General features: G+C 57.8%; 24 protein-coding genes and 1 pseudogene. 13 read left to right on the top strand and 12 right to left on the bottom strand.

Annotated features, from left to right (window positions below):
- The 4 genes and pseudogenes from IBX51_RS09885 to IBX51_RS09875 all read left to right on the top strand — a co-directional run.
- A pseudogene (locus IBX51_RS09885) lies at positions 1–1,259 on the top strand (peptidoglycan-binding protein LysM); the annotation flags it as partial.
- A 13-nt stretch (positions 1,260–1,272) separates the two neighbouring features.
- Complete coding sequence (locus IBX51_RS09880; protein WP_291831045.1) at positions 1,273–2,232, top strand: SUMF1/EgtB/PvdO family nonheme iron enzyme; 960 nt, start codon at positions 1,273–1,275, stop codon at positions 2,230–2,232.
- Positions 2,233–2,304: 72 nt separating this feature from the next.
- Complete coding sequence (locus tag IBX51_RS15065) at positions 2,305–2,553, top strand: SUMF1/EgtB/PvdO family nonheme iron enzyme (RefSeq protein ID WP_367166346.1); 249 nt, start codon at positions 2,305–2,307, stop codon at positions 2,551–2,553.
- The gene (locus tag IBX51_RS09875) at positions 2,554–3,249 is read left to right on the top strand and encodes a DUF3592 domain-containing protein (protein ID WP_291831044.1); all 696 of its coding nucleotides are present in this window, start codon (positions 2,554–2,556) and stop codon (positions 3,247–3,249) included.
- Positions 3,250–3,306: 57 nt separating this feature from the next.
- Here the strand turns inward: IBX51_RS09875 and IBX51_RS09870 are convergent, their stop codons facing one another.
- Both IBX51_RS09870 and IBX51_RS09865 read right to left on the bottom strand, forming a co-directional pair.
- Positions 3,307–3,483 carry a S8 family serine peptidase gene (locus tag IBX51_RS09870; protein ID WP_291831043.1) on the bottom strand — a complete coding sequence of 59 codons (177 nt, stop codon included), beginning with the start codon at positions 3,481–3,483 and terminating at the stop codon, positions 3,307–3,309.
- A gap of 38 nt (positions 3,484–3,521) precedes the next feature.
- Positions 3,522–3,887: a thiol-disulfide oxidoreductase DCC family protein gene (locus tag IBX51_RS09865; RefSeq protein WP_291831041.1), complete on the bottom strand. Its 366-nt coding sequence runs from the start codon at positions 3,885–3,887 to the stop codon at positions 3,522–3,524.
- A gap of 210 nt (positions 3,888–4,097) precedes the next feature.
- Here IBX51_RS09865 and IBX51_RS09860 point away from each other — a divergent pair, with 210 nt between their 5' ends.
- Positions 4,098–5,243: a zinc-binding dehydrogenase gene (locus IBX51_RS09860; RefSeq protein WP_291831040.1), complete on the top strand. Its 1,146-nt coding sequence runs from the start codon at positions 4,098–4,100 to the stop codon at positions 5,241–5,243.
- Entirely contained in the window at positions 5,240–6,283 is a 1,044-nt protein-coding gene (locus tag IBX51_RS09855) for a proline racemase family protein (protein ID WP_291831039.1), read from the top strand. The genes IBX51_RS09860 and IBX51_RS09855 overlap by 4 nt, the downstream gene beginning before the upstream one ends.
- A 71-nt stretch (positions 6,284–6,354) precedes the next feature.
- On the opposite strand, the gene IBX51_RS09850 is transcribed toward IBX51_RS09855, so the two are convergent.
- The 4 genes from IBX51_RS09850 to IBX51_RS09835 are packed head-to-tail and all read right to left on the bottom strand — an operon-like array spanning position 6,355 to position 10,330.
- Positions 6,355–7,176 carry an ABC transporter permease subunit gene (locus tag IBX51_RS09850; protein ID WP_291831037.1) on the bottom strand — a complete coding sequence of 274 codons (822 nt, stop codon included), beginning with the start codon at positions 7,174–7,176 and terminating at the stop codon, positions 6,355–6,357.
- The gene (locus IBX51_RS09845; RefSeq protein WP_291831036.1) at positions 7,169–8,098 is read right to left on the bottom strand and encodes an ABC transporter permease subunit; all 930 of its coding nucleotides are present in this window, start codon (positions 8,096–8,098) and stop codon (positions 7,169–7,171) included. Before IBX51_RS09845 ends, IBX51_RS09850 begins: the two co-directional genes overlap by 8 nt.
- A gap of 4 nt (positions 8,099–8,102) precedes the next feature.
- Positions 8,103–9,221, bottom strand: coding sequence for a polyamine ABC transporter ATP-binding protein (gene potA / locus IBX51_RS09840; RefSeq protein ID WP_291831035.1), 1,119 nt, complete (start codon positions 9,219–9,221; stop codon positions 8,103–8,105).
- Positions 9,222–9,223: 2 nt separating this feature from the next.
- Positions 9,224–10,330: a polyamine ABC transporter substrate-binding protein gene (locus IBX51_RS09835; protein ID WP_291831034.1), complete on the bottom strand. Its 1,107-nt coding sequence runs from the start codon at positions 10,328–10,330 to the stop codon at positions 9,224–9,226.
- A gap of 266 nt (positions 10,331–10,596) precedes the next feature.
- On the opposite strand from IBX51_RS09835, the gene IBX51_RS09830 reads away from it, so the two are divergent.
- On the top strand, positions 10,597–11,562 hold the full coding sequence (locus IBX51_RS09830) for a hypothetical protein (protein ID WP_291831032.1): 966 nt from the start codon (positions 10,597–10,599) through the stop codon (positions 11,560–11,562).
- Here IBX51_RS09830 and IBX51_RS09825 read toward each other — a convergent pair.
- The 6 genes from IBX51_RS09825 to IBX51_RS09800 all read right to left on the bottom strand — a co-directional run bounded on the left by IBX51_RS09825 (position 11,542) and on the right by IBX51_RS09800 (position 18,108).
- On the bottom strand, positions 11,542–12,729 hold the full coding sequence (locus IBX51_RS09825) for an ABC transporter permease (RefSeq protein WP_291831030.1): 1,188 nt from the start codon (positions 12,727–12,729) through the stop codon (positions 11,542–11,544). The two genes, IBX51_RS09830 and IBX51_RS09825, sit on opposite strands and share 21 nt — an antisense overlap.
- Positions 12,729–13,874 (bottom strand): ABC transporter permease, encoded by a 1,146-nt coding sequence (locus IBX51_RS09820; protein ID WP_291831029.1) that lies wholly within the window; start codon positions 13,872–13,874, stop codon positions 12,729–12,731. The genes IBX51_RS09825 and IBX51_RS09820 overlap by 1 nt, the downstream gene beginning before the upstream one ends.
- Positions 13,875–13,899: 25 nt before the next feature.
- On the bottom strand, positions 13,900–14,877 hold the full coding sequence (locus IBX51_RS09815) for an efflux RND transporter periplasmic adaptor subunit (protein ID WP_291831028.1): 978 nt from the start codon (positions 14,875–14,877) through the stop codon (positions 13,900–13,902).
- Positions 14,874–16,262 carry a TolC family protein gene (locus IBX51_RS09810; protein ID WP_291831027.1) on the bottom strand — a complete coding sequence of 463 codons (1,389 nt, stop codon included), beginning with the start codon at positions 16,260–16,262 and terminating at the stop codon, positions 14,874–14,876. The genes IBX51_RS09815 and IBX51_RS09810 overlap by 4 nt, the downstream gene beginning before the upstream one ends.
- 249 nt (positions 16,263–16,511) lie before the next feature.
- On the bottom strand, positions 16,512–17,018 hold the full coding sequence (locus IBX51_RS09805) for a hypothetical protein (protein WP_291831025.1): 507 nt from the start codon (positions 17,016–17,018) through the stop codon (positions 16,512–16,514).
- 109 nt (positions 17,019–17,127) lie between these two features.
- Positions 17,128–18,108 carry an XdhC family protein gene (locus tag IBX51_RS09800; protein WP_291831024.1) on the bottom strand — a complete coding sequence of 327 codons (981 nt, stop codon included), beginning with the start codon at positions 18,106–18,108 and terminating at the stop codon, positions 17,128–17,130.
- A 100-nt stretch (positions 18,109–18,208) separates the two neighbouring features.
- Between IBX51_RS09800 and IBX51_RS09795 the strand changes: the two genes are divergently transcribed.
- From IBX51_RS09795 to mmsB, 6 genes are all read left to right on the top strand, one after another.
- Positions 18,209–19,681: an amidohydrolase family protein gene (locus tag IBX51_RS09795; RefSeq protein WP_291831023.1), complete on the top strand. Its 1,473-nt coding sequence runs from the start codon at positions 18,209–18,211 to the stop codon at positions 19,679–19,681.
- 285 nt (positions 19,682–19,966) lie between these two features.
- A complete protein-coding gene (locus IBX51_RS09790; RefSeq protein WP_291831022.1) occupies positions 19,967–21,460 on the top strand; it encodes a CoA-acylating methylmalonate-semialdehyde dehydrogenase in 1,494 nt (497 codons plus the stop codon).
- 59 nt (positions 21,461–21,519) lie between these two features.
- On the top strand, positions 21,520–22,686 hold the full coding sequence (locus IBX51_RS09785) for an acyl-CoA dehydrogenase family protein (RefSeq protein WP_291831021.1): 1,167 nt from the start codon (positions 21,520–21,522) through the stop codon (positions 22,684–22,686).
- Positions 22,687–22,715: 29 nt separating this feature from the next.
- Complete coding sequence (locus IBX51_RS09780; protein WP_291831019.1) at positions 22,716–23,495, top strand: enoyl-CoA hydratase; 780 nt, start codon at positions 22,716–22,718, stop codon at positions 23,493–23,495.
- A 14-nt stretch (positions 23,496–23,509) separates the two neighbouring features.
- Positions 23,510–24,595 (top strand): enoyl-CoA hydratase/isomerase family protein, encoded by a 1,086-nt coding sequence (locus IBX51_RS09775; protein WP_291831018.1) that lies wholly within the window; start codon positions 23,510–23,512, stop codon positions 24,593–24,595.
- Between the two features lie 41 nt (positions 24,596–24,636).
- A partial coding sequence (mmsB, locus tag IBX51_RS09770; RefSeq protein WP_291831017.1) for a 3-hydroxyisobutyrate dehydrogenase occupies positions 24,637–25,513 on the top strand: 877 nt, incomplete at its 3' end.

Below are 25,513 nucleotides of genomic sequence, written 5' to 3'. Positions count from 1 at the left end.
CCGGTTCAAGTGCTTCTGGTGAGTTTGATCCGAGAAAAGGCGAAGTTCACTTTCAAGCGAGGTTAGAAGGGCAGTTTGCTCTGGCTCAAGGCAAAGTGGGTATAGAGCAGGCATTTCCTGTGAATAATCGGTCGGAAATCCAGATCCCTTACCGGGTTGGCGGTTGGGACGGCGAGCGGAGAATTGCTTCGCTGGGGCATTTCCAGGCGGCGATTATGGCTTCGCTTTCTGGATTTGCCGGTGCCTCAGCACTTGTTGCCGGTAATGTTCATGTATCTACTACCGATGGCCTTCCAACTATAAAAGGAATCGCTGCAAGACAGAACGGGCAGAAAGCAGAGATAGAAGGTGGTGTATTTGCGGGTATCCGCGGCGGGTGTGAAGTTTCAGGTGAGCTGCGCTGGAGAGATGTTCTAACTGAAGCGCGAGAGTGGGATAGGCTCTGTAGTATCGGGAAGAAGGTCGAGGCTGCGTTTGGTGCAGGAGCGGAGTTTAATATTCGATTGCACTTCAGTGAAACCACAGGAAAGTTTTATTGCAATGCCCACGCAGGGCTCGTTTTGGGTGCCGGAGCCGCAGGGAGTTTTCTACTAGAGGTCGAAACGCAAAAAATCCTCCGTATGCTGCACTTCGTCTACAACGCCCTGATGGAAGTGGATTTCCGATATTTGGAACTTTTTGACCAAAGAACATCCGCGTTCGATTGGTACCAGCGGATGAGCTTGTATGCTCTTTGTCGTGGCCTGACCGCTGTTGACGCGGCGGCGGAATTTGCAGTGATTGCGATGGATCACATTCGTGAGTTGGTAAATGATGTATTTGTTTCTCGAAAACGCGAGCGAGAAGGAGCAGAGCTCGCCAAAAATATTGTGAGGGATATTAACTCTAACGAGTTTTCTGTGTTCCTGCACTCCCCACCAGAAGTGAAAGGCGTAGTACTGGATAATATTCTTTACGATTGGTGGGTCACGCCTCAGGTTTGGAGCAATAACGATATCAAAATACAAGCGGTAACCGAGATCGTGAATTCTTTTCAGGGTTGGCGAGACTTCGAGGAAACTGTAGTTCGCATGAACCCGGAGGGTGTTGCTCAGCGAGAGGAGTTTGACAGCAATTTTGAACGGCTATTCGGTTTTATGGGCAAGACCAAATCAGATCAGCAGCTTTTTATCATGGGACTGCAGGGACAGGTTGCAGTCGCAGGTCGCCCGGTGAAAATGGATCCATTTGATGTATGTCGTATGTGTAGCATTGGCTAAGGAAGCTCTTCTCATGTTGAGTATTAACGTGTTTAAGGTAACTGGCTCGCTTTTATTGTCGTTCGTATTGATTGCGTGCGGATCACTATCGGGAGATGAAGAGTGGCCTAAGTCGGCGAAGATGATTGCATATCAAGCGGTCGATAATCAGGTGTTTGTTCAGGGAGGCTCTTTCCAGCTTGGAGATGTGGGGAGGCCTGATGGTTCACCTTACATGGCATTAACCGACCATGCACGTCCTCCAGTTGAGGTGCAAGTTGATAGCTATTCCATCTCCCGATATGAGACGACCTGGGGCGAGATGGAAGTTTATTACAAGGATGTTGGGCGAGCTCACCTATACGAGGATAAGTATACTGCTAGCAAATACACGACAGCCTCGAATGACCCTCTGTCGCCCCACTATTATCGCAAACCCGCTAGGGTGCCCAATTACTTGGAGGCTGAACTTTACTGTGCATGGCTGGCTGACCATACAGGCTTGCCCTTTGCGTTGCCGACTGAGGCTCAGTGGGAATATGCGGCTCGGAGCCGGGGACAGAATGTTCCCTACGCGACGGATACAGGTGAAGAGGACAACGACACCTATTTGCAGCGCCCCAAAGAATACATTGACCCAAGTATTCCCCCGTCCGGTAATATGCTTAGTCACTCCTCCCTTGTTATGGAGCGCCGACCAGTTGGGACCTACCCTCCGAACCCTCTTGGCCTCCATGATATGACTGGAAATGTGGCGGAATGGACTCAGGATTGGTTTCAGAAGGACTACTACAAGTATGCACCTTACGATAATCCGAGTGGCCCATCAGAGCCGGTAAACTCGGATAAACCAGAAAAAACAGTTCGCGATTGGGCTGGGAAGGGTGGTGGTTTTGGCGGAGGTGGCACGGTGTTCGTCCGGAGTGGGGTTGACATTAATGCTCCCGGTACGGGCTTTCGCTGTGTCGTTAACCAGCCAGAACCCATCAAATAACCCTTAATTGCCCGAAAATGCCAAGATAAATTTAAAATACTGTCCGGGATTAGTTGACCACTACAGTATGATATGACTGGGAATGTTGCTGAATGGACGAGAGATTGGTTCCACCCCGGATACGCTCATCTTGATTCGACTAACCCAGTGGCAGAGCGACCGCACAGCAAACACCCTAATCGAAGGGTAGTGAGGGACTTGGCCGGCCATGGTGATCACACTGGTGGGTTGGCAACCGTCTATGCGAGACATGGTGAGGATGTTAATTCACCGGACCAAGGGTTCCGCTGCGTCGTCAATCATTCCAAACCTATCAATTAGTTGCCTCTGAAAATCCTCAAGTACACCTTCACTGTCATCGGCGTAGCCATGCTGTTTGGCGCTTTTGCCAGCTACAACAGCACCTCGGCCTTTATCGATCGGGCGACCGAAACCAGCGGGATAGTGACTGAGCTTGTATATTCCCGCTCCAGTGATTCCAGCAGCTATTATCCGGTCGTGGCATTTCAGGATGCCAGTGGCCGAGAGATTGAGTTTCAGTCCCGCGCCGGCTCAAACCCTCCCTCCTTCAGGCGCGGTGAGCGGGTTTCTGTACTTTATGAGCCCTCAGCGCCGGAGAACGCGCAGATCAACAGTTTCTTTTCCCTGTGGGGGATGTCATTGATCGTTGGCGGGCTCGGCCTGGTGTTTGTGTTGGTCGGTGGCGGGATGGTGCTGTTTGGTGTTCTGAAGGGGCGATCAAAAGCCTACCTGGAACAGCATGGCACCGAAGTACTCGCAAAATTTGCGTCGGTTGAGCAGAACACCAGCCTCACGGTCAACGGCCGGAATCCATTCCGCATTGTCTGCCAGTGGCAACACCCGCAAACGGGGGAGCTGCATGTGTTTCGGAGCGACAACCTGTGGTTTGATCCCAGCGACCACATTCATCAGGAGACCGTGCCGGTTCTGGTGGATGAATCCAACCTCAAACGTCACTGGGTGAACACGTCATTTCTGCCCAAGTTAGCCGGTTAGTCTTGCTTTAAACTGCAGTAACGCCCGCCAGCCAAAGTAGCTGGCGGGCTCTCTACCTCAAGGGTTCACATTCACCAGCAAATTCGGTGACCCGTTCAGGTTGGTCAGCTGATTCTGGCTTGCCTGGTTGCGGAGCGTCTGAGCAACCTGTTCCGGTGTCAGCCCTGGGTTCAGGCTGAGTAGTAGCGCGGCGGCGCCAGCCACGTGGGGCGAGGCCATAGAGGCCGCTATCATCGTGGAAGTTCACACGCCGCTGGCACGGCTAATACTGGTTACGATGGGCCAACCGAACAGGCGTACTTCTTTTCAAACCGACGATCTGCCCAGGTTTCATAAACCCGTTTTGCGATCGGATAAATCACCGGCCACAACAGAGGCTTGAGCAACCAGCCAAACGGTGTGTGAGACCAGGCACGAACATTGGCCGGCAAGCCGATTACCCATTCACCACTCCAGGTCATCAGGTGCAATCGTCTAAGAAGTTCTTCACGTGTTGGCAACTGTGCGTTGTGCGCATTCTGCTCGTGGATATCGGCAAAGATCAGGTCGCCACGTTGTAACTTTCTGAGCGTGCGGATTTCCTTGGCGCATAGTGGGCAGCGTCCGTCGTAGAAAAGGGTGTCGTAACGTGGTGGCATCTGGTTCTCCGGTTCAACTCAGGCTTCGTGCCTTTGTATACGCTGTCGGCAATGCCCCCGGTTCAGTTTTGTGCTCAGGCGAATGGTAATTGTTTGATAATGCTTACGCGAAGCTGGATGAATACCCATAACACATCCTGACACCTTCAATAAACTTTCCTATCCTGACGAGATAGATGAACTCATCAGATCAGGGAGTATCCATCACCGATGATCCCGGCTTCCATGAAAGCCATGGTCCTCACCGGCCATGGCGGCATCGAAAAACTTGAATACCAGGACATACCAGTGCCCACGCCGGCTGCCGGCCAGGTACTGGTGCAGGTAACTGCCACCGCCAAGAACAACACCGATCGCAAAGCCCGGGAAGGACTTTACCCCACCAAAAAAGGCGAGATGACGTCGTTCCAGATGGGGGGCAAGCCCACGTTGACGTTTCCGCGTATTCAGGGCGCCGACATCGCCGGCAGAGTGGTGGCGGTGGGCGAGGGCGTCAGTGAAACCCGTATCCGAGAGCGGGGCCTCCTGGACTTTAACATTTATACTGACGACCGCACCGATATCAACCTGACCCCGGACTACTACGGCCATGGCGCCGATGGCGGTTACGCCGAATACGTGGCCCTGCCGTCAGATCAGTTTCACCATATCCCAAACCCGGATCTTGCCGATGCCGAACTGGCGGCCATGGGAATGTGTTCCTACCAAACCGCCTACCACATGCTCACCTCTGCCAACGTGCAGGCGGGTGAGCGGGTTCTGGTGACCGGTGCCAGCGGCGGCGTGGGCACCGCACTGATCCAGCTTTGCCGGATCATCGGCGCTGTCCCTTACGCATTGAGCCAGAAAGACAAGGCCCAAACCCTGCTCGATCTGGGCGCCGAAGCGGTGTTGGATCGTAGTGACATGAGTACCTTTGTAGACCGGGTGAAGAAAGAAACCGGCGGCAAACCCCTGGATGCGGTGATGGATCTGGTGGGCGGCGAAATGACGGACAACTTCATAGACGCCATGATCTTCGACATGAACGCCCGCAGTACCTACCCGCGCCTGAGCATTGCCGGGGCCAGCGGCGGCAATATCAGCGAGATTCTCTGGACCCGAATCTACCTGTATCAGGTGCAGATTTTCGGGGTATCCCACGGCACCCGTGAAGAAGCAAACCAGCTGATGACCTGGATTCGCGACGGCCATCTAAAACCCGTGCTACATGGCGCCTTCAAACTGTCAGAGCTGCACCGGGCGGAGGAGTACTTTGTCAATCGGGGCAGCAATTATCTGGGCAAGATCGTCATCGTGCCGGATGCCCAATGGCAAGCACACGGCCAACCTTTTGCGCTGGAGGCAGGCGGATGAAACCGGAACTCACCATTCAGTTGATGGATACCCACGCCGGCGGCGATGTCAGCCGTATTGTGACCGGTGGCATCACCGCTTTGCCCGGCGATACCGTGCGAGCCCAGATGGAGTATCTGCGGGATGACGCCGACGGCCTGCGCCGGCTGCTGTTGGAAGAACCCTATGGCATTCCCGAAATGTCTGTTGACCTGCTGGTGCCCGCCACTCATCCGGAAGCCGCCGCCGGATATATCATCATGGAAGTGATGGGCTACCCCATCTACTCCGGCTCTAACACCATCTGCACGGCAACGGCGGTTCTGGAAGCCGGTATCGTCCGCAAACAGGAAGGCAAACAACACTTCAAACTGGAATCTCCCGCCGGCCTGGTAAACGTTGAAGCCACCGTACGTGACGGCGTGGTGGAAGCCATCACCTGCGAAGGCCTGCCCAGCTACATTCACACCCATAACGCCAATATCACCGTGCCCGGCATCGGCAAGGTCAACTACAGCGTGGCCTACAGTGGCGGCTTTTACGCCCTGGTAGATGCCAAGTCACTGGGCTTCGACCTGACCCTGGATGAAGAACGCAGGTTGGCGGAAGCCGCCCATGCCATCGTTGAGGGTATCCAGGCTGAACGGGGCTTCTCCCATTACACTCTGGGCGACGTAGGCCCGCTGCCGTTCCTGCACTTTATGGGCCCGGTAGAACAAGTGGCCGAGGGCTACTACCGCTCCCGCTCCGCCACCTACGTGCACCCCGGCGTCATCTGCCGAAGCACCACCGGCACCGGCACCTCGGCAAGACTGGCACTCATGAACCACGAAGGCCGAATCAAACCCGGCGACAAGTTAGAAACCATATCCTTGCGGGAAACCGGGTTTATCGGTGAATTCACAGCCGTCGAGCAGGAAGGGGAATATCAGGTGGTCAAAAACAACATAACCGGCAAGGCCTATGTCATCGCCCGTTCCGACATCGTGGTGAACTGTGACGACCCGATGGTGGATTGCAAAGGCCTGACTCACATTCTCTCAACAGAAAATATAGCCTGACCCGATGACACATTCCCCACCTCCCAGCCCGCCCCCAATCCAAAACGGATGGGAGCCCAAGCCAGAAATCATCACCTGGGCCGCAACCGCCGCTTCTCCGCCCGCCGCATCCAGAACCACGCGATAAGTGCGATCACCGAGACCACGGCAATAATGATGGTCGCCAGCGCATTGATCTCCGGCGACACCCCCATCCGTACAGATGAGAACACCACCATCGGCAGCGTGGTTGCCCCCGGTCCGGAGACAAAGCTGGCAATCACCAGGTCATCCAGGGACAAAGTAAATGCCAGCAACCAGCCTGACACCAGCGCCGGCGCAATCACCGGCAGGGTAATTACGAAGAAGGTTTTCAGCGGCGTACAACCCAGATCCATGGCGGCTTCTTCGATGGACAGATCCACCTCCCGCAAACGGGCACTCACCACCACCGCCACATAGGCACTGCAGAAGGTGGTGTGGGCAATCCAGATGGTGGCCATGCCGCGGTCCACCGGCCAGCCGATCAGTTGCGCCATCTGCACAAACAGCAGCAACAGCGACAGGCCGGTGATCACTTCCGGCATCACCAGCGGCGCCGTGATCATGCTGGACAGCAGCGTTCGGCCGCGCATCATCTTGAACCGGGTGATTACAAACGCGCACAGGGTGCCCAGGCACACCGCCATGCTGGCGGAGTAGAAGGCAATGCGCAGGCTCATCCACACGGCAGACAGGATCTGCTCGTTGGCAAACAGGGAGCCGTACCATTTGGTGGAAAAACCGGCCCATACCGAGACTAACCGGGAGGCGTTGAAGGAATACACGATCAACACCACCATCGGCAGATACAGGAACAGCATGCCCAGCACCAGCATGGTCTTGGAGAAACCGGGAGCTCTTAGCCTAACCATTTTTTTCCATCTCCCGTGCCTGGAAGCGGTGGAACAGCACAATGGGCACCAGCAGCAACGCCAGCATCACAATCGCGAGTGATGAGGCTACCGGCCAGTCGCGGTTGTTGAAGAATTCTTCCCAAAGCACCTTGCCGATCATCAGGGTGTCCGGCCCGCCCAGCAGTTCCGGAATCACGAACTCGCCTACCGCCGGAATGAACACAAGCATGGAGCCCGCCAGAATGCCGGCTTTGGATAGGGGCAGGGTGATCGCCCAGAAAGTGCTCAGGCTGCGGCAGCCAAGATCCGATGCGGCCTCCAGCAGGCGTACGTCCAGCTTCACCAGGTTGGTATAGATGGGCAGGATCATGAACGGCAGGTAGGCGTAGACAATGCCCAGAATCACCGCGAAGTTGGTGTTCAGCATTTTCAGGGGCGAGTCGATCAGCCCCAGCCACATCAGGAACGTGTTCAGCAGGCCCTGATTGCCGAGAATGCCCATCCAGGCGTATACCCGAATCAGGAACGAGGTCCAGGACGGCAGCATCACCATCAGCAGCAACACCAGTTGCCAGTGCTTGGGCGCCCGGGCCATGGCATAGGCCATGGGGTAGCCAATCAGCAGGCAGAACAGGGTGGCCAGGAACGCGGTTTTCACCGAGCCCCAATAGGCGGCGATGTACAGGCTGTCGGAGGCCAGGAACAGGTAGTTGCCAAAATTGACCACCACCGACAGGGTGTTGTCTACCCAACGGAACACCGGCTCGTAAGGTGGAATCGCCATCACCGCCGAGGTCAGGCTGATCTTCAGCACCAGCGCAAACGGCAGCAGGAAGAACAACAGCAGCCAGGCGAAGGGTACCCCGAACACGACTCGCCGGTGGAATACCACTGCCCGCACCCGCTCGGCGAAGGGGGTTGCCAGAAGCTTCTTGGTCATGGCGTCAGTTCCAGAGCAGGATGGGGCTGGAGGCTTCCCAGGACACATAGACCCGGTCGCCCCAGGTGGGCCGCTCGCCACGGCGCTCCACGTTGGCCATGGTGGCCTGCACCCGTTTGCCACTGGCCAGCTTCACGTAGTAAGAGGTGATGTCGCCCAGGTAGGCGATGTTGTCCACCGTGCCGCAGCTCCAGTTCTGCTCACCGTCGGGTTTGTCGGTGGTCAGGTAGATCTTTTCCGGGCGCAGGGCAATCAGCGTGTCCGTGGTTTCCGCCGGCGTGGTCACACCCCGGTCAATGTAAACCGGCGCATCCAGCAGGTCACTGGTCAGCAGAATGCTGTCGGAGTTGTCTTCCAGAATGTTCGCCTCGAAGACATTCACTGAGCCGATGAACTCCGCCGTCATCCGGCTGTTTGGGCTTTCGTAGATATCAATGGGCGAGCCGACCTGGGCAATGCGGCCATAAGACATGATGGCAATGCGACTGGCCATGGTCATGGCTTCTTCCTGATCGTGGGTAACCATCAGGCAGGTGGCGCCCACTTTTTCCAGGATATCCACCAGTTCCAGCTGCATTTCCGTGCGCAGTTTTTTGTCGAGCGCGCCCATGGGCTCGTCCAGCAACAACAGTTTGGGGCGTTTGGCCAAGGATCTGGCCAGGGCCACGCGCTGTTGCTGTCCGCCAGACAACTGTTGCGGCCGGCGCTTGCCGTAGGCTTCCATTTTCACCAGCTTGAGCATGGCCGCCACCCGGTCGGCGATTTCGTTTTTCGGCAGCTTGTCCTGCTTCAGGCCCATGGCAATGTTCTGCTCCACCGTCATGTGGGGGAACAGGGCATAGGACTGGAACATCATGTTGGTGGGCCGCAGGTACGGGGGCAGGGCTGTGATGTCCTGTCCGTCCAGCACGATGCGGCCCGAATCCGGAGTTTCGAAGCCCGCCAGCATGCGCAGCAGGGTGGATTTGCCGGAACCGGAACCACCCAGCAGGGCGAAGATTTCACCCTTGTGGATGTCCAGGCTCACGTCGTCCACCGCCAGGGTGCTGTCGAAGCTTTTGGAAATGCCTTTGATGCTGAGGAGCACCTCCGCTTGCGCGGAGGTGTTGTTGGTCACGGCCACCGTCAGCGACCGGATTTCACGCTGGTCCAGGTGCGGGTCATCAGGCGCTGGGTGTCCTGAGGCCGACCTTCCATGATGTACAGCTTCTTCATCACCTCATCGGTGGGGTAGATGCTGGTGTCGTTAAGGATTTCGGGATCCACAAACTCGTTGGCCGGTTTGTTCGGGTTGGCGTACCACACGTAGTTGGTGACATCCGCGATGATTTCCGGACGCATCAGGAAATCCATCAGTTTGTGGGCATTTTCCACGTTCGGCGCACCAGCCGGAATGGTCATCATGTCGAACCACAGCACCGCGCCCTCTTTGGGAATGGTGTAGCGGATCACGTTGCCATTCTCGGCTTCCTCGGCGCGTGCAGCCGCCTGCAGGATGTCGCCAGAGTAGCCGGCAGCCACACACAGATCACCGTTGGCCAGGTCGCCGATGTAGCGGGACGAGTGGAAGTAGGTGATATTCGGGCGCACGGCCCGGATCACATCGCCACCTTTACGGATGTCGTCTGCGTTGTTGCTGTTCGGGTCCAGGCCGATGTAGGCCATGGCGGCGCGCACCATCTCTTCACCGGAGTCCAGCATGGCAATGCCACAACCGCCCGCGGCCAGTTTTTTGGTCACTTCCTGATCAAACACCATAGCCCAGGAGTCCACGGGCGCATCGTCACCCAGGATTTTCTGGATACGGCCTTCGTTGTAGCCATAGCCGTTGGTGCCCCAGAGGTAAGGCAGGGAGAACTTGCTGCCTGGGTCTACTTTTTCCAGGTCGTCCATCAGGTCCGGGTTCAGGTTGGCCATGTTCGGCAGTTTGCTGTGGTCCAGCGCAACGAAGGCCTTGGCAGTAATCTGCTTGGCCACGTAGTGGTTGGAGGGCACCACAAGGTCGTAACCGGAGCGGCCAGACAACAGCGCCGCTTCCAGCACCTCATTGCTGTCGTACACGTCGTAGACAACCTTGATGCCGGTTTCTTCGGTGAACTTCGCCAGGGTGTCCTCGGCGATGTAGTCAGACCAGTTATAAACACGCACTTCTCCGGCGGCAAAAACCGAAGAGGCACCCAGAGACAACGCAACAGCGGCGGCAAGCGCCTGTGGCTTACACAACTTGAACATTGGATGGTGTCCCTCACTGAAAAGGGATGGATACAAAGCGCGCAGGACGCACGCAGTTCTTGGTGGGATTCGAGCGATTTTTAACACGAGAACCCGGCGCGCGCTACAAAAATTTCAATATTGGGATTAGGGGTTGTGCGTACCCTAATCCATGCTGCTCAAACCCTTGGTTTTGTTCGCCTTTACCTGGTCTTTACATGGGTTGACGGACACAGCGCCCGGTCTGCGGGAATATAGAAGCAAACAACAGGTCCTGGAGCATGACGATGGAAAAAACGAGCAGGTTGTGGGTAGTGGGGGTGCTGACCCTGGCGGCCGTGACGCTGTCTGGCTGCAAGGTGAGCGCCACATCTGGGGATCGCTATTATGACCGAGATGAGCAGCGCTTTAGCCGCGGCTATTTCCTGGATGCCCGAGACACCGGGCGCTATTTCCCCGAGGGCCGATGGAGCCTGAATTACGAGACGGAAGTGTGCATTGGCGACACCCTGTATTTTGAAACGGCCGACCGAAGGGTGCGTGTCTATGGCTCGCCCGCCTACAGCGAAAATACCTTTCGTGCCGCCGCCACCGAGGTGAGTACCCGCATAGACGGCGTGCTCAACCGGTTCAGAATGAGCTGGCGTGATTTCGTCGATGAGCGCAGCTCAGCCGTGCCGTACCCGGAACAGGTCATCGCCTGCTTGAGCCCGAGAGTCAGCAACAGCAATCTTGCCTCAGGCACCCTCGCGGCATTGGCGGTTGCCCCATACCACCGAAGCTGGCCCTACGAGGCCGGGCAGATCTTCACCCATGAACTGGCCCACTACGTTCAGGAAAACCTGAGCCGCCACACTGCCTCCACGTCTTTGCTGCCGTACTGGTTTGCGGAAGGCCAGTCAGCCCTGGTGGCGGGTGACCCCGTAGCACCTGCCTACCGGCATTACGACTATGACCCCCTGCGAGACGCCACCAGAAACGACGCCAGCAATGTCAGCTACCGTTTCGAACATTATGCACTGGCATACCGCTATCTGGAGCGGGCCAACGGCGCTCTGGAGATGACGCTGCTGCTGGATCTGGTCCAGTTTATGGACTGGACGGGTGATTACCGCGGGGTGATCAGCTCGGGCGAATCACGGGCCTTTGTGGAGGCGTTTGATGCCATGGAGCTGGTGGACCATCGGGGGCGATACCTGAGCTTTGCCCGTTTTCGGGCGGACTACCATTCCCTAGTAGGAGCGGGCGGCTGATTCGGCATCCATTTGGTTCCTGCTGCGTCTTCTTTCGGACATTGCGAGCAGCAGGATGCCCAGCCCAAAAAACAACGAGAGGCCGGAAAGGTACGCAATCTCCGAGGTCAGGCTTTGGATTGGGGCCCCCATCTGATTGAGGGACAGGAAGCCCTGAATGCCGGGTTTGGCCGGAATCATCATGGTGAGTGCGTCTAACCACTCCGGGAGATTAGACGCCGGCCAGGCAAAACCCGCTGTAAAGACGATGGGCAGCGACGACAGCAGAACAATAACGGTCGTCAGTTCGGGCCTGGGCAAGAGGTAACCGAGCAGGATTGCAAAGAGTGTTGTTGAAGTGAGAAACAACAGGCTGAACCCGATCAATGCAAGCTGCGGCGCGGCGTGTGGAACGCCGTAAAGTTGGAAGAAAAAACCGAAATAAAGAAGCGCCAGAATCAGGTACGCAAGCACAAATGTTATTAATCGCAGCGGAAGTGCCTGTCTGAGCGGGGTAGTGACAAGCCCCGATAACCGGCGGGCCCGATCCTTGATGGTGACCGTGCCCGCTGCAATCAACAGTGTCTGGTGCAGGATCAGAACAAAGACGGCCGGAACAATGTAGTTGATGTATCCGCCCGTTGGGTTGAACACCCCATGTGGAGACATCCTGAACGGCATGATTTCACCGGGGATGTTGGCAGGGCTGCTGCCTTTTCGGAAGCTGCTGATGATCTGTGTTTCAACGGAAAGCGTGGTTGTTGCTTTCAGCAGGCCTTCGACAATATTCCCATAAATCAGAAAATAGCTGGCGTCACCGGCGAACGCGATATTCACCGGGCGCCCGAGATAGACGTCTCGCTCGAAGTTGGCGGGAATGACCAGCAGCCCGTGAACGACATCGTTCTCCAACAGGACGGTTGCCTCACTCATGCTTTGTGGGACGGCCGCTACGCGCAACTGGGGCGTTGCGTCGGCCATGCGTATCAACTGCCGGGCGAGCGCTGAGCGGTCCTGATCCAGAACCGCAAGGGCCTGTTGCCCGGGAACATTCTTTTGGTAGGGCAGCGGGTAAAGCAGTGCGTAGAACAGGATGCCACCGATCATAACCAGCATCACCGATCTGTCGTGGATGATATTCGACAGTTCGGCTTTCCAGGCACCCCACAGACTGGTGTTGCGGATCATCAGCTCACCTGCTCTGCAAGTTTGGGGTCAAGCCTTGCCGGAAGTAGCTTCAGCGCTATGGGCAAGACGAAGAGGAAAAGCAGCAATGCAACCAGTGAGCTGACAATGAGCGGCAGGGAGGCGCCGTGGTCGGCAATGTCTACCTGCAACTTGATGTAATGAGTGGATGGCATCAAGCCTCCCCAGGCCCATGCGATCACATTCATATCACCTCGGGGGAAGGTAATGCCCATAAATGCAAACGCAGGGGCGAGATACGCAGCGCTAACACTCATTGCTTTTACCCGGTCCCTAACGAGGGCGACAATGAGAACTGCCATGGCCTGAACGCTGAAGACGGTCAAGGCCAAACCAAGAAGAAGCCAGACGATGTTGCCGGATGGCTGCCACCCCAGAAAGAAACGGAACAATACGAGCATCAGCAATCCCTGGAGCCAGAGGAGCAGGCTGACAGGCGCAAGCACGGCCGTGATCGCTTTGCTCCGCTCAATCAATGGTACCGGGATGGCTTGTTTTTCGAGTCGCCAGCTTAACGTCAGAACCGTTGAGATAACGATGATGATTTGCCAGAGAGCCGGCGATATTGACGTCACCAGAAAGCGCGCGTAGCTCATGTTGGGGTTATAGAGCGATGTGACTTGCGGGCGCACTGGCACTGCCGAGGTGATGGCTTCCGGGGCAGTCTGGCCATGGCTGATCTTAAGGCCAACACCCGTGCGCGCGGCCAGATCCATGGAGGCGCTTATTAACGACGAATTGATGAATTTGCCAGACAACAAATATTGATTGTTGTAAAAGGCGGTCACCGTCGGGCTGATCGAAAGCCGAAGGTCTCGCCCAAAATTTTCTGGAATGATAACAAGGGCCAGGATCTCAGACTGCTGAAGGGCATCTGCGCCGGCAGACGCCGAGGCATAAGACCTTGACAGGCTCAGGCCCGGGCTTGCGTCCAACTGACGTTCAACCGTGAAGGATTCATGGCTATGGTCCAGATTGACGACACCCACGGGAAGAGATTGCGGTGTTCCAATCCGGAAGATACTGATCAACAACACGAACAGAACCGGCGGCAGCCAAACGACCACCGCAAGCAGCCAGGGTTGCTCCTGCAGAGCTTTCCAGCCAGTCAGATGCTCACGACCCATCGGGCTCTCCGGTCCGTTGCCGAGCTTACGGCGCCATCTCAAGAAGAACGCTCATGCCCGCCCTTAAACCAGCGATTGGCTCCACAGGTTGCATTTCTACCTCGAACGTTCTCATGTCGAATCCGCGGCCCGGCGTTGTTGCACGCCACGTTGCGTAATCCCCGAGCACAGAAATATGGCTGACACGGAATCGTGCGGATTGATCAAGGGCAGGGATTCTCAGGTCGAACTCACTGCCTTCTGGGACTCGGCGGAGCAAATCTTCCCTGACGTTGAACAATGCCCACGAATCATCAAGATCGGTGACAATGATGACCGGGAAACCCTGGGGGGCAAGCTCTCCCTCATTCAACAGCACATTGCTGACAATGCCACCTCTGTGGGCCCGCGCCACGGTGTCATCCAGCAGTTCAGCAACTTCGTTTCTCAAGCTTGAGGTGGCTGCTTCACCGGCTTGAGCCGCGGTGCGGGCTTCCTGCCGTGGGCCTGCTTCGGCCAGCTTCAATATCTCGGATGCCGTCACCCGTGTTTTTTCGGCCACCTTCCAAAGCGTGAACGTATCGTCGGCTCTTTGCCTGGCAACCAGCCCCTCATCGGCGAGCGCACGAATGCGCTCAAAGGTGGTTTTTGCCAGTGCCTCGGCGGCCAGGGCTTTTTCGTACTCGCTGCGAGCTGCGGCGATACGTTCCTCACGTGTGCCGCCCTCAACGGCTTGAGCGAGAGATCGGCTTATGGTTTCAAGCGCTTCTATCTGAGTCAGTTTGGCCTCAAGCTCCGGGCTGTCGATGCGGAACACCTCAGTGCCTGCCTCTATGCGATCCCCGCGGCGGACGCTAATGTCTGCAACCCGCCCCGGAATTTTGGACGCTACCATGTGTTGCCTGGCCTCAATCTGCCCCTGTAACTGGATGGGTGCGGGTGCATAGGCTTTCCAGAAGACGATGACAATGCCAAGCAGGATGACAACAACGATAAGAGGAATGGCCATTCGTTTCGCAGTCACTGAATTTCATCTCCATCAAACACGTAGGAAAACAGGCTTTCATAATCGCCGCTCAGAGTCAGTAACTGAGAAAATGCCAGCACGAAACGGAGAGCCGCTGCATCACGACGGGTCTGCGTGGTCGCCAGGAAGGTTTGGGCATCGATGACATCAAGCGAGCGCCCGAGCCCTTCAGCAAATGCGCGTTCCTGCAATCTTAACGTCTGCTCTGCGAGGGCCACGGTCGATGCCAGGTCCCGGTGCTCAGCAAGGGCTTGCCGGGCTTCACGGTAGTTCCGGTCGAGTAGCAACTCCAGTCTGCGTTGCGCTGCCTTTTGTAGTGAATCCACTTCACGAACCGTATTGTCGGCAGCGCCCACCTTGCCCTTGCGGCCACTGCGATCCACCAGCGCGACTCTGACGCCGACACCAACCAGCCAATCCGGCGTGAGATCGCTTGCCAAAGAATCGTTCTCATACACGTTGTAGCTGCCGAACAGAAAAACGTCCGGGCGGTACAGGCCCCGACTCGCCTCGGCAATGTTCTTTGCCTGTTCATGCTTGGTGGCCAGAAGCTGGAGGCTTGGGTGCTCGCTTAATCCGGTTTCGAATGTGTCCCGTGGAGGTAATTGCGGGAGGGTGAACAGGGGCGTCGTTGGATCCAGCCGGTGCGATTCAACCCGGTGCCCGTTATCCCGGAAATCCATGTGTATCAATGACGCAAACGCGTTGTGCGCCGTGTCTCGATGTTCCTCAACCGCTCGGGTGGTAATCCTGGCTCTGTCATGAGCCGCTTCCGCAGCCAGGCGCTCCACGCCGGAGATCTGTGCCTGATCCTCCAGGGCTGTTGCCACATGCAGGTGCCTGGCAAGAGCACTCTCTACCTGTTGCTGAGTGTTCAACGCTCGCTGCGCCATCACCAAGCCGAAGTAGGTCGCAACCAGTTCCGTAAACCGGGCCCGACGGACTTCTTCCAGGACATGGGATGCTTCGGCCTGCCCTAGTTGAAGCAGATTTTTCGTGGCTGTGATTTTTCCGCCGGTATAAATCGGCCACAGAGTGTTTATCGAGCTTCGCGTTATGTTGCGGCTTGTGACGGGTGTCTGGAAAGCTCCCGGGCCGCCAATCAAGTCGATCAGCAATTGCCCGGGTATGGATTCCGATGCGCTGTTGAGAGGGTTCAGAGACAGCGCATCCAGTTCTATCTGGGAGTCGAGCCGCGTGTACGACCCCACCAGGTCAACTTGGGGCAGATAAAGGCTGTTCGCGGATGATGCCAGGGCTTCTGCCCGAAGGCTGGCGGATTGGTTCGCTGACAGCAGATCGTCGTTTTCGAGAAGTGCTTGCCAGGAGTCAGATAAGGTCAGAGAAGACTGGCCGCTCGCGCCATTCGCGTTGACAATCAAGCAGACAGCCAAAATGAATTGCAAACATCTCGCGTTTTCCCGCACGTTGACCTCTTGTTCCAGAGCGAAAGCGGTTTATATCAATGTAGGCCAAGTCTAGTTTAATCGGCTCAAATCGTGCGCACGGTTTTGAGCATTCATGTAATTTTATCTGTGTGGGTATGCGGCCCCGCGCGAGAACCGCTGGCTGCTCCCGGGTGCTGTCAAAAATGCCGGTTCGACTGATATGAGTCAGGATACATGCAGGCCTCAGTCGCTTTGCTGCGGGGAGCGGGCGCCGGTCCCGATGTACAGGTACACAGAATGGCGGCGGTGGTCTTCTACCCGGTGCAGAGCGACAGACGGTGCCTTGGCTTCGCCGCTTGTGAACTGGATTCTCTCACCCGCCGGCTTGCCATCACGTTCTCGAACACTCTTTTCGGCCTGCCAATTCGACCCAAGGCACTCAGCCAACTCGGTTGCAGCGCGGGCATGCAGGGTTTCAGCAACGGCTCTATCCGGGGCAGACACGGTGCAGGTGTAGGCGGAGTCCCCGTTGCCCCAGGCCCAGATCTCGCAATGGCCCTTGATCAGTTGCTCTTTCGCCCGGTAGATCGTCACAGAAGTGAAGTTGCTGCTGCTTCCGCGGAAATCGGCAAAACCGGTGGGATAATCTGCCACGATGTCCTGAAGGGTAGCGCAGGGATCATCGGTACCACTGGTGACAGATTGAAGACTGCTGCAGCCGGCAAGTGCCGCGCTCGTCAGGGTCAACATGAGAGCTGCGGTTGATTTTCTGACCATCAATCGGTTCCTTCGCTGAATAGGGGGCCAAAGAGCATTTGAGATTAACTGTAGAAGCGATGCAAAGGCCAGGCAAGCAAGGTCAAAGTTTTTGGCGTGAGATGCCTTGCCGAACCCGGATAATGTCTGCCATCACCGCCAGGGCGATTTCTGCGGGCGTTTTGCTGCCAATGTTCAAACCTACGGGCATTTGGATCCTGCGGATCTGTTGCCCGGTCAGCCCGCCAATACGAGCCAGCCGTTCCCGCCGTTTTTCAGAGGTTTTCATGGACCCCATCACACCGATGTAAAAGGCGTCGGTTTTCACCGCTTCCATCATCGCAGTGTCGTCAATGCGCGGGTCATGGGTGAGCGCGACGACGGCGGTAGCGCGATGGCAGCCCTCACGGGCAATAAATACCGAGGGCAACTCCTGTTGGAGTGTTACGTCCGCCAGGTTGAAGTGCCGAACTTCCTCGGGTCTTGGGTCGCACACAATGACTTCAAACCCCAGACTGTGTGCAAAGCTCGCGCAGGCGATGGCAACCGGTGACAGTCCTGCAATCACCAGTCGAGAGACCGGGCCAACGCGTAATCTCAGACGGGCCTGGCCAGACTCCTCGGTAACCCGGGCGCCCAGCTCATTCTCAGGTTCCAGATGAATGTCCCCGGTTTCCAGCGAGATCACCCGGGCAATCGGCCCGTTGCCCAGCAGCGCTGACTGCAGCGCCAGAAAATGTGTTCGGGTATCGGAAGATGCCGGCCAGTGCTCAATCAGAACATCCAGTATTCCACCGCAAGGGAGGGTTACGCGGGGGTTATGTGGTCCGTCTGGAGCGCCGTAGCGAATGCGATTGATACGGCCTTGGAAGGCGTTGTCCTGCAAACGTGCCAGAAAGTCCTCTTCCACACACCCACCAGACAGCGAGCCACAGTGGGCGCCATCCTGCCGGGCGATCAGCCAGGAGCCCGGTGCTCGGGGCGAGGAGCCAAAGGTGCTCACCACGGTACAGAACCAGAAGTCATGCCCCTCATCACACCAGTGCAAGGCTTGTTCAACAACGTTACTATCCAGTGGCTGCATCCAGAGATCGCTGTATTGGTGGATTCAAAGGCGGCCGGGCCCGGCTCGCAGCATAGCCCAGATTGTCTATAATCGGGTACAAATTACAAGGAGCTGTCTGATGCCTGCGATACCCCACGCCGTTAAGTTTCATCCGTTGCATCACCATCATGCCCATGGCGCCTGCCAGTGCGGCTCGCCCCTGCTGGCACAGTTCCATGAACGCATGATGGCGGACATCAGCCGCCGGCAATTCATCGGAGGTATGGCCGGTGTGATGGCGATGTTTGCGGCATTGCACGCCCCGAGCGTACTCAGCCAGCAGCCAAAGGATGACAACCGGCCCATACTGCTGAAAAACCTGAGGTTGTTTGATGGTAGTGGTGGGCCCCTGCGTGGCGGCGTGGCCATTCGCATTGAGGGTGGCCGTATCCAGGCCCTGCTCGCTAACGCTGAGGATGCCGGTGATGCAGAGGTCATTGATTGCGGCGGTCGTGTTGTGATGCCGGGGCTGATTGACGCCCACTGGCATACCACGCTGGCGGGCATCAGCCAGCTGGAAGCCATGACCGCAGACCCAGGCTACGTGCATCTGGTTGCAGCCAAAGAGGCCGAGCGCACGTTGATGCGCGGCGTTACCTCGGTGCGAGACGTGGGCGGGCCTTCTTTCGCCCTCAAGCGCGCGATCGACAAGGGCATTGTGAATGGCCCGAGAATTTTCCCCGCCGGTGCCATGATTTCCCAAACCTCAGGCCATGGCGATTTCCGCATGCGGCATGAAGTGCCCCGGGGCACCGCCTCACCTCTGAGTGAACAGGAAAAGCAGGGCGTTGCCGTGATTGCTGACGGTGAAGCCGAAGTGCTCCGGCGTACCCGGGAACAGCTGATGCTGGGTGCCTCTCAGATCAAACTCATGGCGGGCGGCGGCGTGGCCTCCACCTACGACCCGCTGGACAGCACCCAGTTTACCGAACGCGAACTGCGCGCCGCTGTCGAGGCCGCAGACGACTGGGGCACCTACGTGGCCGTGCACGTATACACCTCCAAGGGGATTCAGCGATCTTTGCGCGCAGGGGTAAAGTCCATCGAGCATGGCCAGCTGGCTGATGAGGAAAGCGTGCGGATGATGGCCGGTGAGGGCGCCTGGTGGAGCCTGCAACCGTTCCTGCAGGATGAAGATGCCAATGTCTATCCCGATGCCGCGCGCCGCGAATCACAACGGTTGGTAGCCGAAGGCACCGTGCGGGCCTACGAGATGGCCCAGCGTTTTGATGTTAAAACAGCCTGGGGCACCGATATATTGTTCAGCCCCCAGAACACCAAAAACCAGTTGCGACACCTGGCCAAACTCACGCGCTTTTACGACTCGCTTACCACGCTGGCCATGGCAACCGGGCGCAATGGCGAACTGCTCGCCTTGTCTGGCCCAAGAAGTCCTTACCAGGGCAAGCTCGGCACCATAGAGCCCGAGGCGCTGGCGGATCTGTTGGTGGTGGATGGCAATCCGGAGCAGGGGCTGGAGTTTCTGAACGATCCGCAGGCCAATCTGCGGCTAATCATGAAAGGCGGGCGTGTCCACAAAAACACCCTCTAGCGGGTGGCAAAATGCGCCGGCGACATTCAGGAAGGCTTGTCATTCGGTGCAATAGATCAAAAGATTGTCACGATGGTGTTCCCGATGCAGTTGATGGCCAACGGCCATTGCGAGGTTTGGGTGGTTTTCGGGGTTCTGGGTTCCTGTGGCATCGAAAAATAATCCATTATGGGCGAAATTTAGTCAATCACCCTTTGCCAAACCCCGTGCTACGCTCTTTCCATATCCTGCCGCTTCCCGTTGGGAAGCGGCGTTCCCGCATAACAACAAACAGGGATTATCAGCATGAAGAAGGTACCTCAGTACATCGCCGGTGAATTTGCCCAGAGCCAGACCGAAAACTGGATCGACGTCACCAACCCCGCCACCAACGAAGTGATCGCCCAGGTGCCCTGTGCCACCGAAGCCGAAATGCGCCGGGCCATTGATAACGCCGGGGAAGTGTTCAAGAGCTGGAAAGAAACACCGGTGTCGGAACGGGCGCGGGTGATGCTGCGTTACCAGGCACTGCTGAAAGAACACCACGACGAGATTGCCGAAATCCTGTCCCAGGAAACCGGCAAGACCTTTGACGACGCCAAGGGCGATGTCTGGCGCGGTATCGAGGTGGTGGAGCACGCTGCCAATGTCGCCTCCATGATGATGGGGGAGACGGTAGAGAACGTGGCGCGGGAAGTGGACACCCACTCCTGGATTCAGCCACTGGGCGTGTGTGCCGGGATTACCCCGTTCAACTTCCCGGCGATGATTCCGCTGTGGATGTTCCCCATGGCCATTGCCTGCGGTAACACCTTTATCCTGAAGCCGTCTGAGCAGGACCCGATGACCCCCATGCGCCTGGCCGAGCTGTTTGAACAAGCCGGCGCCCCCAAAGGCGTGTTGCAGGTGGTACACGGCGGTAAAGAACAGGTGGATGTGCTGCTGACCGACCCGGCCGTCAAGGCCATTTCGTTCGTTGGCTCGGTTCCGGTTGGCCGCTATATCTACGAAACCGGCACCAGCCACATGAAGCGCGTGCAGAGCTTCGCTGGCGCCAAGAACCACATGGTGATCATGCCGGATGCCGACAAGCAGCAGGTGATCAATGCTCTGGTGGGCGCCTCCGTGGGTGCCGCCGGCCAGCGCTGCATGGCCATATCCGTCGCAGTGTTTGTGGGCGCGGCCCAGGAGTGGATTCCGGAACTGAAAGACGCCATGGCCAAGGTGCGCCCCGGTGCCTGGAACGATTCCGGTGCCAGCTATGGTCCGGTGATCAGCCCCAAGGCCAAGGAGCGTATTGAACAACTGATCGCGACAGGCGAGAAGCAGGGCGCGCAACTCTTGCTGGACGGCCGGAGCTGCACCGTGGATGGCCTGCCTGATGGCAACTGGGTTGGGCCAACCCTGTTCGGCAACGTGACTCCGGAGATGGATATCTACAAGGAAGAAATCTTCGGGCCGGTTCTGACCTGCATGAACGCCAACGACCTGGGCGAAGCCATCGCGCTGATCAACAACAGCCCCTACGGTAACGGTACCTCCATCTTCACCAACCACGGTGGTGCCGCGCGCCGGTTCCAGCATGAAATTGATGTGGGCCAGGTGGGTATCAACGTGCCCATTCCGGTGCCCCTGCCGTTCTTCTCGTTCACCGGCTGGAAAGGCTCCTTCTACGGCGATCAGCACGCCTACGGCAAGCAGGCAGTGCGCTTCTACACTGAAACCAAAACCGTCACCTCACGCTGGTTTAACAGCGAAGCCACCTCACCCGAGGCGAACTTCTCAATTCAGCTTCGTTAACGGTGCAGTGATCGCGGCTCCACATGGGAGCCGCAGGCTGAAAACACAGGAGCCGAGTGATGGATTTCAACTTAACCGAAGACCAGCAGGCGTTCCGGGATGCCGCCCGTGCCTTTGCGGAAAAATCCATGGCACCGCACGCGGCGCAATGGGATGCCGAACACATCTTCCCGGTAGAGGTGATGAAGCAGGCCGGTGAGATGGGCTTTATGGGCATGTACACGCCCGAAGCCCTGGGTGGCATGGGCCTGTCCCGCATGGACACCTCGGTGATTGTGGAAGAGCTGGCCATGGCTTGCCCCTCAACCGCTGCGTTTATCACCATCCACAACATGGCCACCTGGATGGTGGCGAGCTTTGCGGACGAGGATCTTAAACAGCAAGTCGTCCCCCAGCTCGCCAGCGGCGAATGGCTGGCTTCCTATTGCCTGACTGAGCCGGGTGCCGGCTCCGACGCGGCCAGCCTGCGTACCCGGGCGGTGCGGGACGGTGACAGCTACGTGATCAACGGTAGCAAAGTGTTTATCTCCGGCGCCGGCGCCACCGACATTCTGGTGTTGATGGCCCGAACCGGCGAGGGCGATAGCGGCGCCAAAGGTATCTCGACTTTTGTGATCCCGGCCGATGCCGAGGGTGTGTCCTATGGCAAGAACGAGGAAAAAATGGGCTGGCACAGCCAGCCGACCCGGATGGTGACGCTGCAAGACGTGCGCATTCCGGTGACCAACCGGGTAGGGCAGGAAGGCGAAGGGTTTGCCATCGCCATGAAGGGCTTAGACGGTGGCCGCCTGAACATCGCCACCTGCTCCCTCGGCGGCGCCCAGTCGGCGTTGCTGCGGGCCCGCAATTACCTGCACGAGCGCCAGCAATTCGGCAAACCGCTGGCGGCGTTTCAGGCGCTGCAGTTCAAATTGGCCGATATGGCGACCAATCTGGTGGCTGCCCGCCAAATGGTGCGCCTGGGGGCCTTCAAGCTGGATAGCAAAGACCCGGAAGCAACCCTGTACTGCGCGATGGCCAAGCGCTTCGCCACCGACGCCTGTTTTGAGGTGGTGAACGACGCCCTGCAGCTGCACGGCGGCTATGGTTATATCCGGGAATACCCGCTGGAGCGCTATGTGCGGGATTTGAGGGTGCACCAGATCCTGGAAGGCACCAACGAAATCATGCGCCTGATCATCGCGCGCCGGCTGCTGGACGACGGCGTGGCAGAAGCCATCCAGTAACCAGCCTGAGACACAACAAGGAACCGACTATGAGTGACCTGATTCAACTCGAAAAACGCGACCACATTGCCATCCTGACCATCGCCAACCCGCCGGCCAACACCTGGACGGCCGATTCCCTGGCGGCACTGGCGAAACTGGTGGAAGAACTCAACCGGGACCGCAACATCTTTGCATTGGTCGTCACCGGCCAGGGTGAGAAGTTCTTCTCCGCCGGAGCGGACCTGAAAACCTTTGCCGACGGGGATCTTGCCCGCGCCAACGACATGGCCCAGCGTTTTGGCGAAGCCTTCGCCGCGCTTACCGCTTTCCGGGGCGTGTCTATCGCCGCCATCAACGGCTACGCCATGGGCGGTGGCCTGGAGTGTGCGTTGTCCTGCGATATCCGTATTGCCGAGGAGCACGCCCAGATGGCCCTGCCGGAAGCCAGCGTTGGCCTCTTGCCCTGTGCTGGCGGCACCCAGAACCTGCCCTGGCTGGTGGGTGAAGGCTGGGCCAAACGCATGATTCTGTGTGGCGAACGGGTGGATGCCCAGAAAGCCCTGCAGATTGGCCTGGTGGAAGAGGTGGTGCCCTCTGGCGAGGGGCTGGCAGCGGCCCTGAAGCTGGCGGAGGGCGCCTGCAAGCAGAGCCCGTCTTCTATTGCCCGCTGCAAGCAACTGGTGATGAGTGCCCGTGACGGTCGCAGCCACAGCGACGGCTGGCGCATGGAGCGGGAACTGTTCGTAGAACTGTTCCACACCAAAGACCAGAAAGAAGGCGTGAATGCCTTCCTCGAGAAGCGCAAGCCGGACTGGAAGAACCAATAACCGTTGAGACTGCTATGAGCGAGCAACCCATTATTTTTGAAGAGTGGACAACCATCGGTGGTGAGTTGATTGCTGTGGCGCGGCTGAACACACCGCGCAACCTCAACTCGTTGTCTATGGAGATGATCCATCTGCTCAAACCCCAACTGACCCGCTGGGCGGAAGATCCAAAAGTATGTGCCGTCTGGCTGGAAGCAGAAGGTGACAAGGCCTTCTGCGCTGGCGGAGACATTGTGTCTTTGTACCGCAGCATGACCGAGCCGGGAAAACTCGGCGATGGTGACCAGTTCTTCACCGAGGAATACGAGCTGGACTACCAGATTCACACCTTCCCGAAACCGGTGATCTGCTGGGGCCATGGCATTGTAATGGGCGGTGGCATTGGCCTGATGGTGGGCGCGTCCCACCGGGTGGTTACCGAACAGTCGAAACTGGCGATGCCGGAAGTCAGCATCGGCCTTTACCCGGACATCGGCGCCGGCTGGTTCCTCAATCGCATGCCCGGGCGAACCGGCCTGTTCCTGGGCTTGACCGGTGCCCGGATGAACGCTGCCGACGCGTTGTTCACCGGCATGGCAGACCGATTCGTGAAGCAGGAACTCAAGGCGAAGGTGGTCGACACCCTGGTTGCGGCCGACTGGCGAGGTGCCGATAGCCACACCGTGGTCAGTCAGGTACTGCGCAGATTCGAGCAGCAAAGCCAGAGCGCCGCACTGGAATCACCGGTTCGGCAGCATTACGACCAGATCCAGCAAGCCACCGATGCCGACTCCCTGGAACAGGTGGTTAGTCGCCTGCAGGAATTCGGCAGCCGCAACGACTGGCTGGGCAAATCTGTGAAAGGCCTGGCTGCGGCCAGCCCGACGTCGCTGGCGCTGCATTGGCAGCATTACCACCGCAGCCGTTTGCACAGTCTGGCCCAGGTATTGGACAACGAACTGGTCATGGCGAGGCAATGCCTGAGAAAAGGCGAGTTCGCCGAGGGTATCCGCGCCCTGCTGATTGATAAAGACATGCAACCCCGCTGGCGCTACGCCGCGCTGGGGGAAATCGACAACAGCTGGGTAGACGAGTTTTTCAGCCAGCAAGCCGAGGGCTAACCACTGCCCCTGGCTTCAATACAACAATAAGGAGAAGCAACATGGCGAAGATTACCTTTATCGGCCTGGGCAACATGGGCGCGCCTATGGCCACCAATCTGCTCAAGGCCGGGTATGATGTGAGCGTATTCGATCTGTCCCAGCCCGCCGTGGAAGCGCTGGTGGCGGAAGGTGCCAGCACTGCGGATTCCGGCAAGGCTGCGGCTGAGGGTGCAGAGTGCATCATTACCATGCTGCCGGCCGGCAAACATGTGGAAGCGGTGTACCTGGGCGAGGACGGCCTGCTCTCAGCCTTGCCCGAAGGCACCCTGGTGATTGATTCCTCCACCATTGCCCCGGAGACTGCGCGCGCCGTGGCGGAAGCCGCTGCAGCGCGGCGCCTGGCGTTCATCGATGCCCCGGTGTCTGGCGGCGTAGGCGGCGCCAAAGCCGGCACGCTCACCTTCATCTGCGGTGGGGAAGAAGACACCTTCAACCGCGCCAAACCCATCCTGGAAGGCATGGGCAAAAACATCTTCCACGCCGGCCCCCACGGCGCCGGCCAGGTGGCCAAGATCTGCAACAACATGATGCTGGCCATCCTGATGGCAGGCACCAGCGAGGCGCTGGCATTGGGCGTCAAGAACGGCCTGGACCCAGCGGTACTGTCGGAAATCATGAAGCAGAGCTCTGGTGGCAATTGGGCGCTGAACGTGTACAACCCCTGGCCGGGTGTGATGGACGGCGTTCCAGCATCGCGGGAGTACCAGGGTGGCTTCCTGGTGAACCTGATGACTAAGGACTTAGGTCTGGCGTTTGATAACGCGGTGAAGAACCAGGCGTCTATCCCCATGGGCTCGCTGGCCCGCAACCTGTTCCAGCTGCATGCGGGGCAGGGTAACGGTGAACTGGATTTTTCCAGCATCCTCCGGCTCTACA

It is taken from the genome of Marinobacter sp. (genome assembly GCF_014859525.1).
Lineage (GTDB): Bacteria > Pseudomonadota > Gammaproteobacteria > Pseudomonadales > Oleiphilaceae > Marinobacter.
The sequence above is the reverse complement of the archived record's forward strand: the minus strand, read 5'-3'. Positions and strand labels throughout refer to the sequence as shown.

Coding starts and splice junctions, on each gene's coding strand:
- IBX51_RS09830 (WP_291831032.1), top strand. CDS start 10,597: ATGGAAAAAACGAGCAGGTTGTGGGTAGTGGGGGTGCTGACCCTGGCG.
- IBX51_RS09820 (WP_291831029.1), bottom strand. CDS start 13,874: ATGGGTCGTGAGCATCTGACTGGCTGGAAAGCTCTGCAGGAGCAACCC.
- IBX51_RS09880 (WP_291831045.1), top strand. CDS start 1,273: ATGTTGAGTATTAACGTGTTTAAGGTAACTGGCTCGCTTTTATTGTCG.
- IBX51_RS09865 (WP_291831041.1), bottom strand. CDS start 3,887: ATGCCACCACGTTACGACACCCTTTTCTACGACGGACGCTGCCCACTA.
- IBX51_RS09790 (WP_291831022.1), top strand. CDS start 19,967: ATGAAGAAGGTACCTCAGTACATCGCCGGTGAATTTGCCCAGAGCCAG.
- IBX51_RS09775 (WP_291831018.1), top strand. CDS start 23,510: ATGAGCGAGCAACCCATTATTTTTGAAGAGTGGACAACCATCGGTGGT.
- IBX51_RS09785 (WP_291831021.1), top strand. CDS start 21,520: ATGGATTTCAACTTAACCGAAGACCAGCAGGCGTTCCGGGATGCCGCC.
- IBX51_RS09860 (WP_291831040.1), top strand. CDS start 4,098: ATGATCCCGGCTTCCATGAAAGCCATGGTCCTCACCGGCCATGGCGGC.
- IBX51_RS09795 (WP_291831023.1), top strand. CDS start 18,209: ATGCCTGCGATACCCCACGCCGTTAAGTTTCATCCGTTGCATCACCAT.
- IBX51_RS15065 (WP_367166346.1), top strand. CDS start 2,305: ATGACTGGGAATGTTGCTGAATGGACGAGAGATTGGTTCCACCCCGGA.
- IBX51_RS09805 (WP_291831025.1), bottom strand. CDS start 17,018: ATGTTGACCCTGACGAGCGCGGCACTTGCCGGCTGCAGCAGTCTTCAA.
- IBX51_RS09780 (WP_291831019.1), top strand. CDS start 22,716: ATGAGTGACCTGATTCAACTCGAAAAACGCGACCACATTGCCATCCTG.
- IBX51_RS09870 (WP_291831043.1), bottom strand. CDS start 3,483: ATGATAGCGGCCTCTATGGCCTCGCCCCACGTGGCTGGCGCCGCCGCG.
- IBX51_RS09835 (WP_291831034.1), bottom strand. CDS start 10,330: ATGTTCAAGTTGTGTAAGCCACAGGCGCTTGCCGCCGCTGTTGCGTTG.
- IBX51_RS09825 (WP_291831030.1), bottom strand. CDS start 12,729: ATGATCCGCAACACCAGTCTGTGGGGTGCCTGGAAAGCCGAACTGTCG.
- IBX51_RS09855 (WP_291831039.1), top strand. CDS start 5,240: ATGAAACCGGAACTCACCATTCAGTTGATGGATACCCACGCCGGCGGC.
- IBX51_RS09845 (WP_291831036.1), bottom strand. CDS start 8,098: ATGACCAAGAAGCTTCTGGCAACCCCCTTCGCCGAGCGGGTGCGGGCA.
- IBX51_RS09800 (WP_291831024.1), bottom strand. CDS start 18,108: ATGCAGCCACTGGATAGTAACGTTGTTGAACAAGCCTTGCACTGGTGT.
- IBX51_RS09850 (WP_291831037.1), bottom strand. CDS start 7,176: ATGGTTAGGCTAAGAGCTCCCGGTTTCTCCAAGACCATGCTGGTGCTG.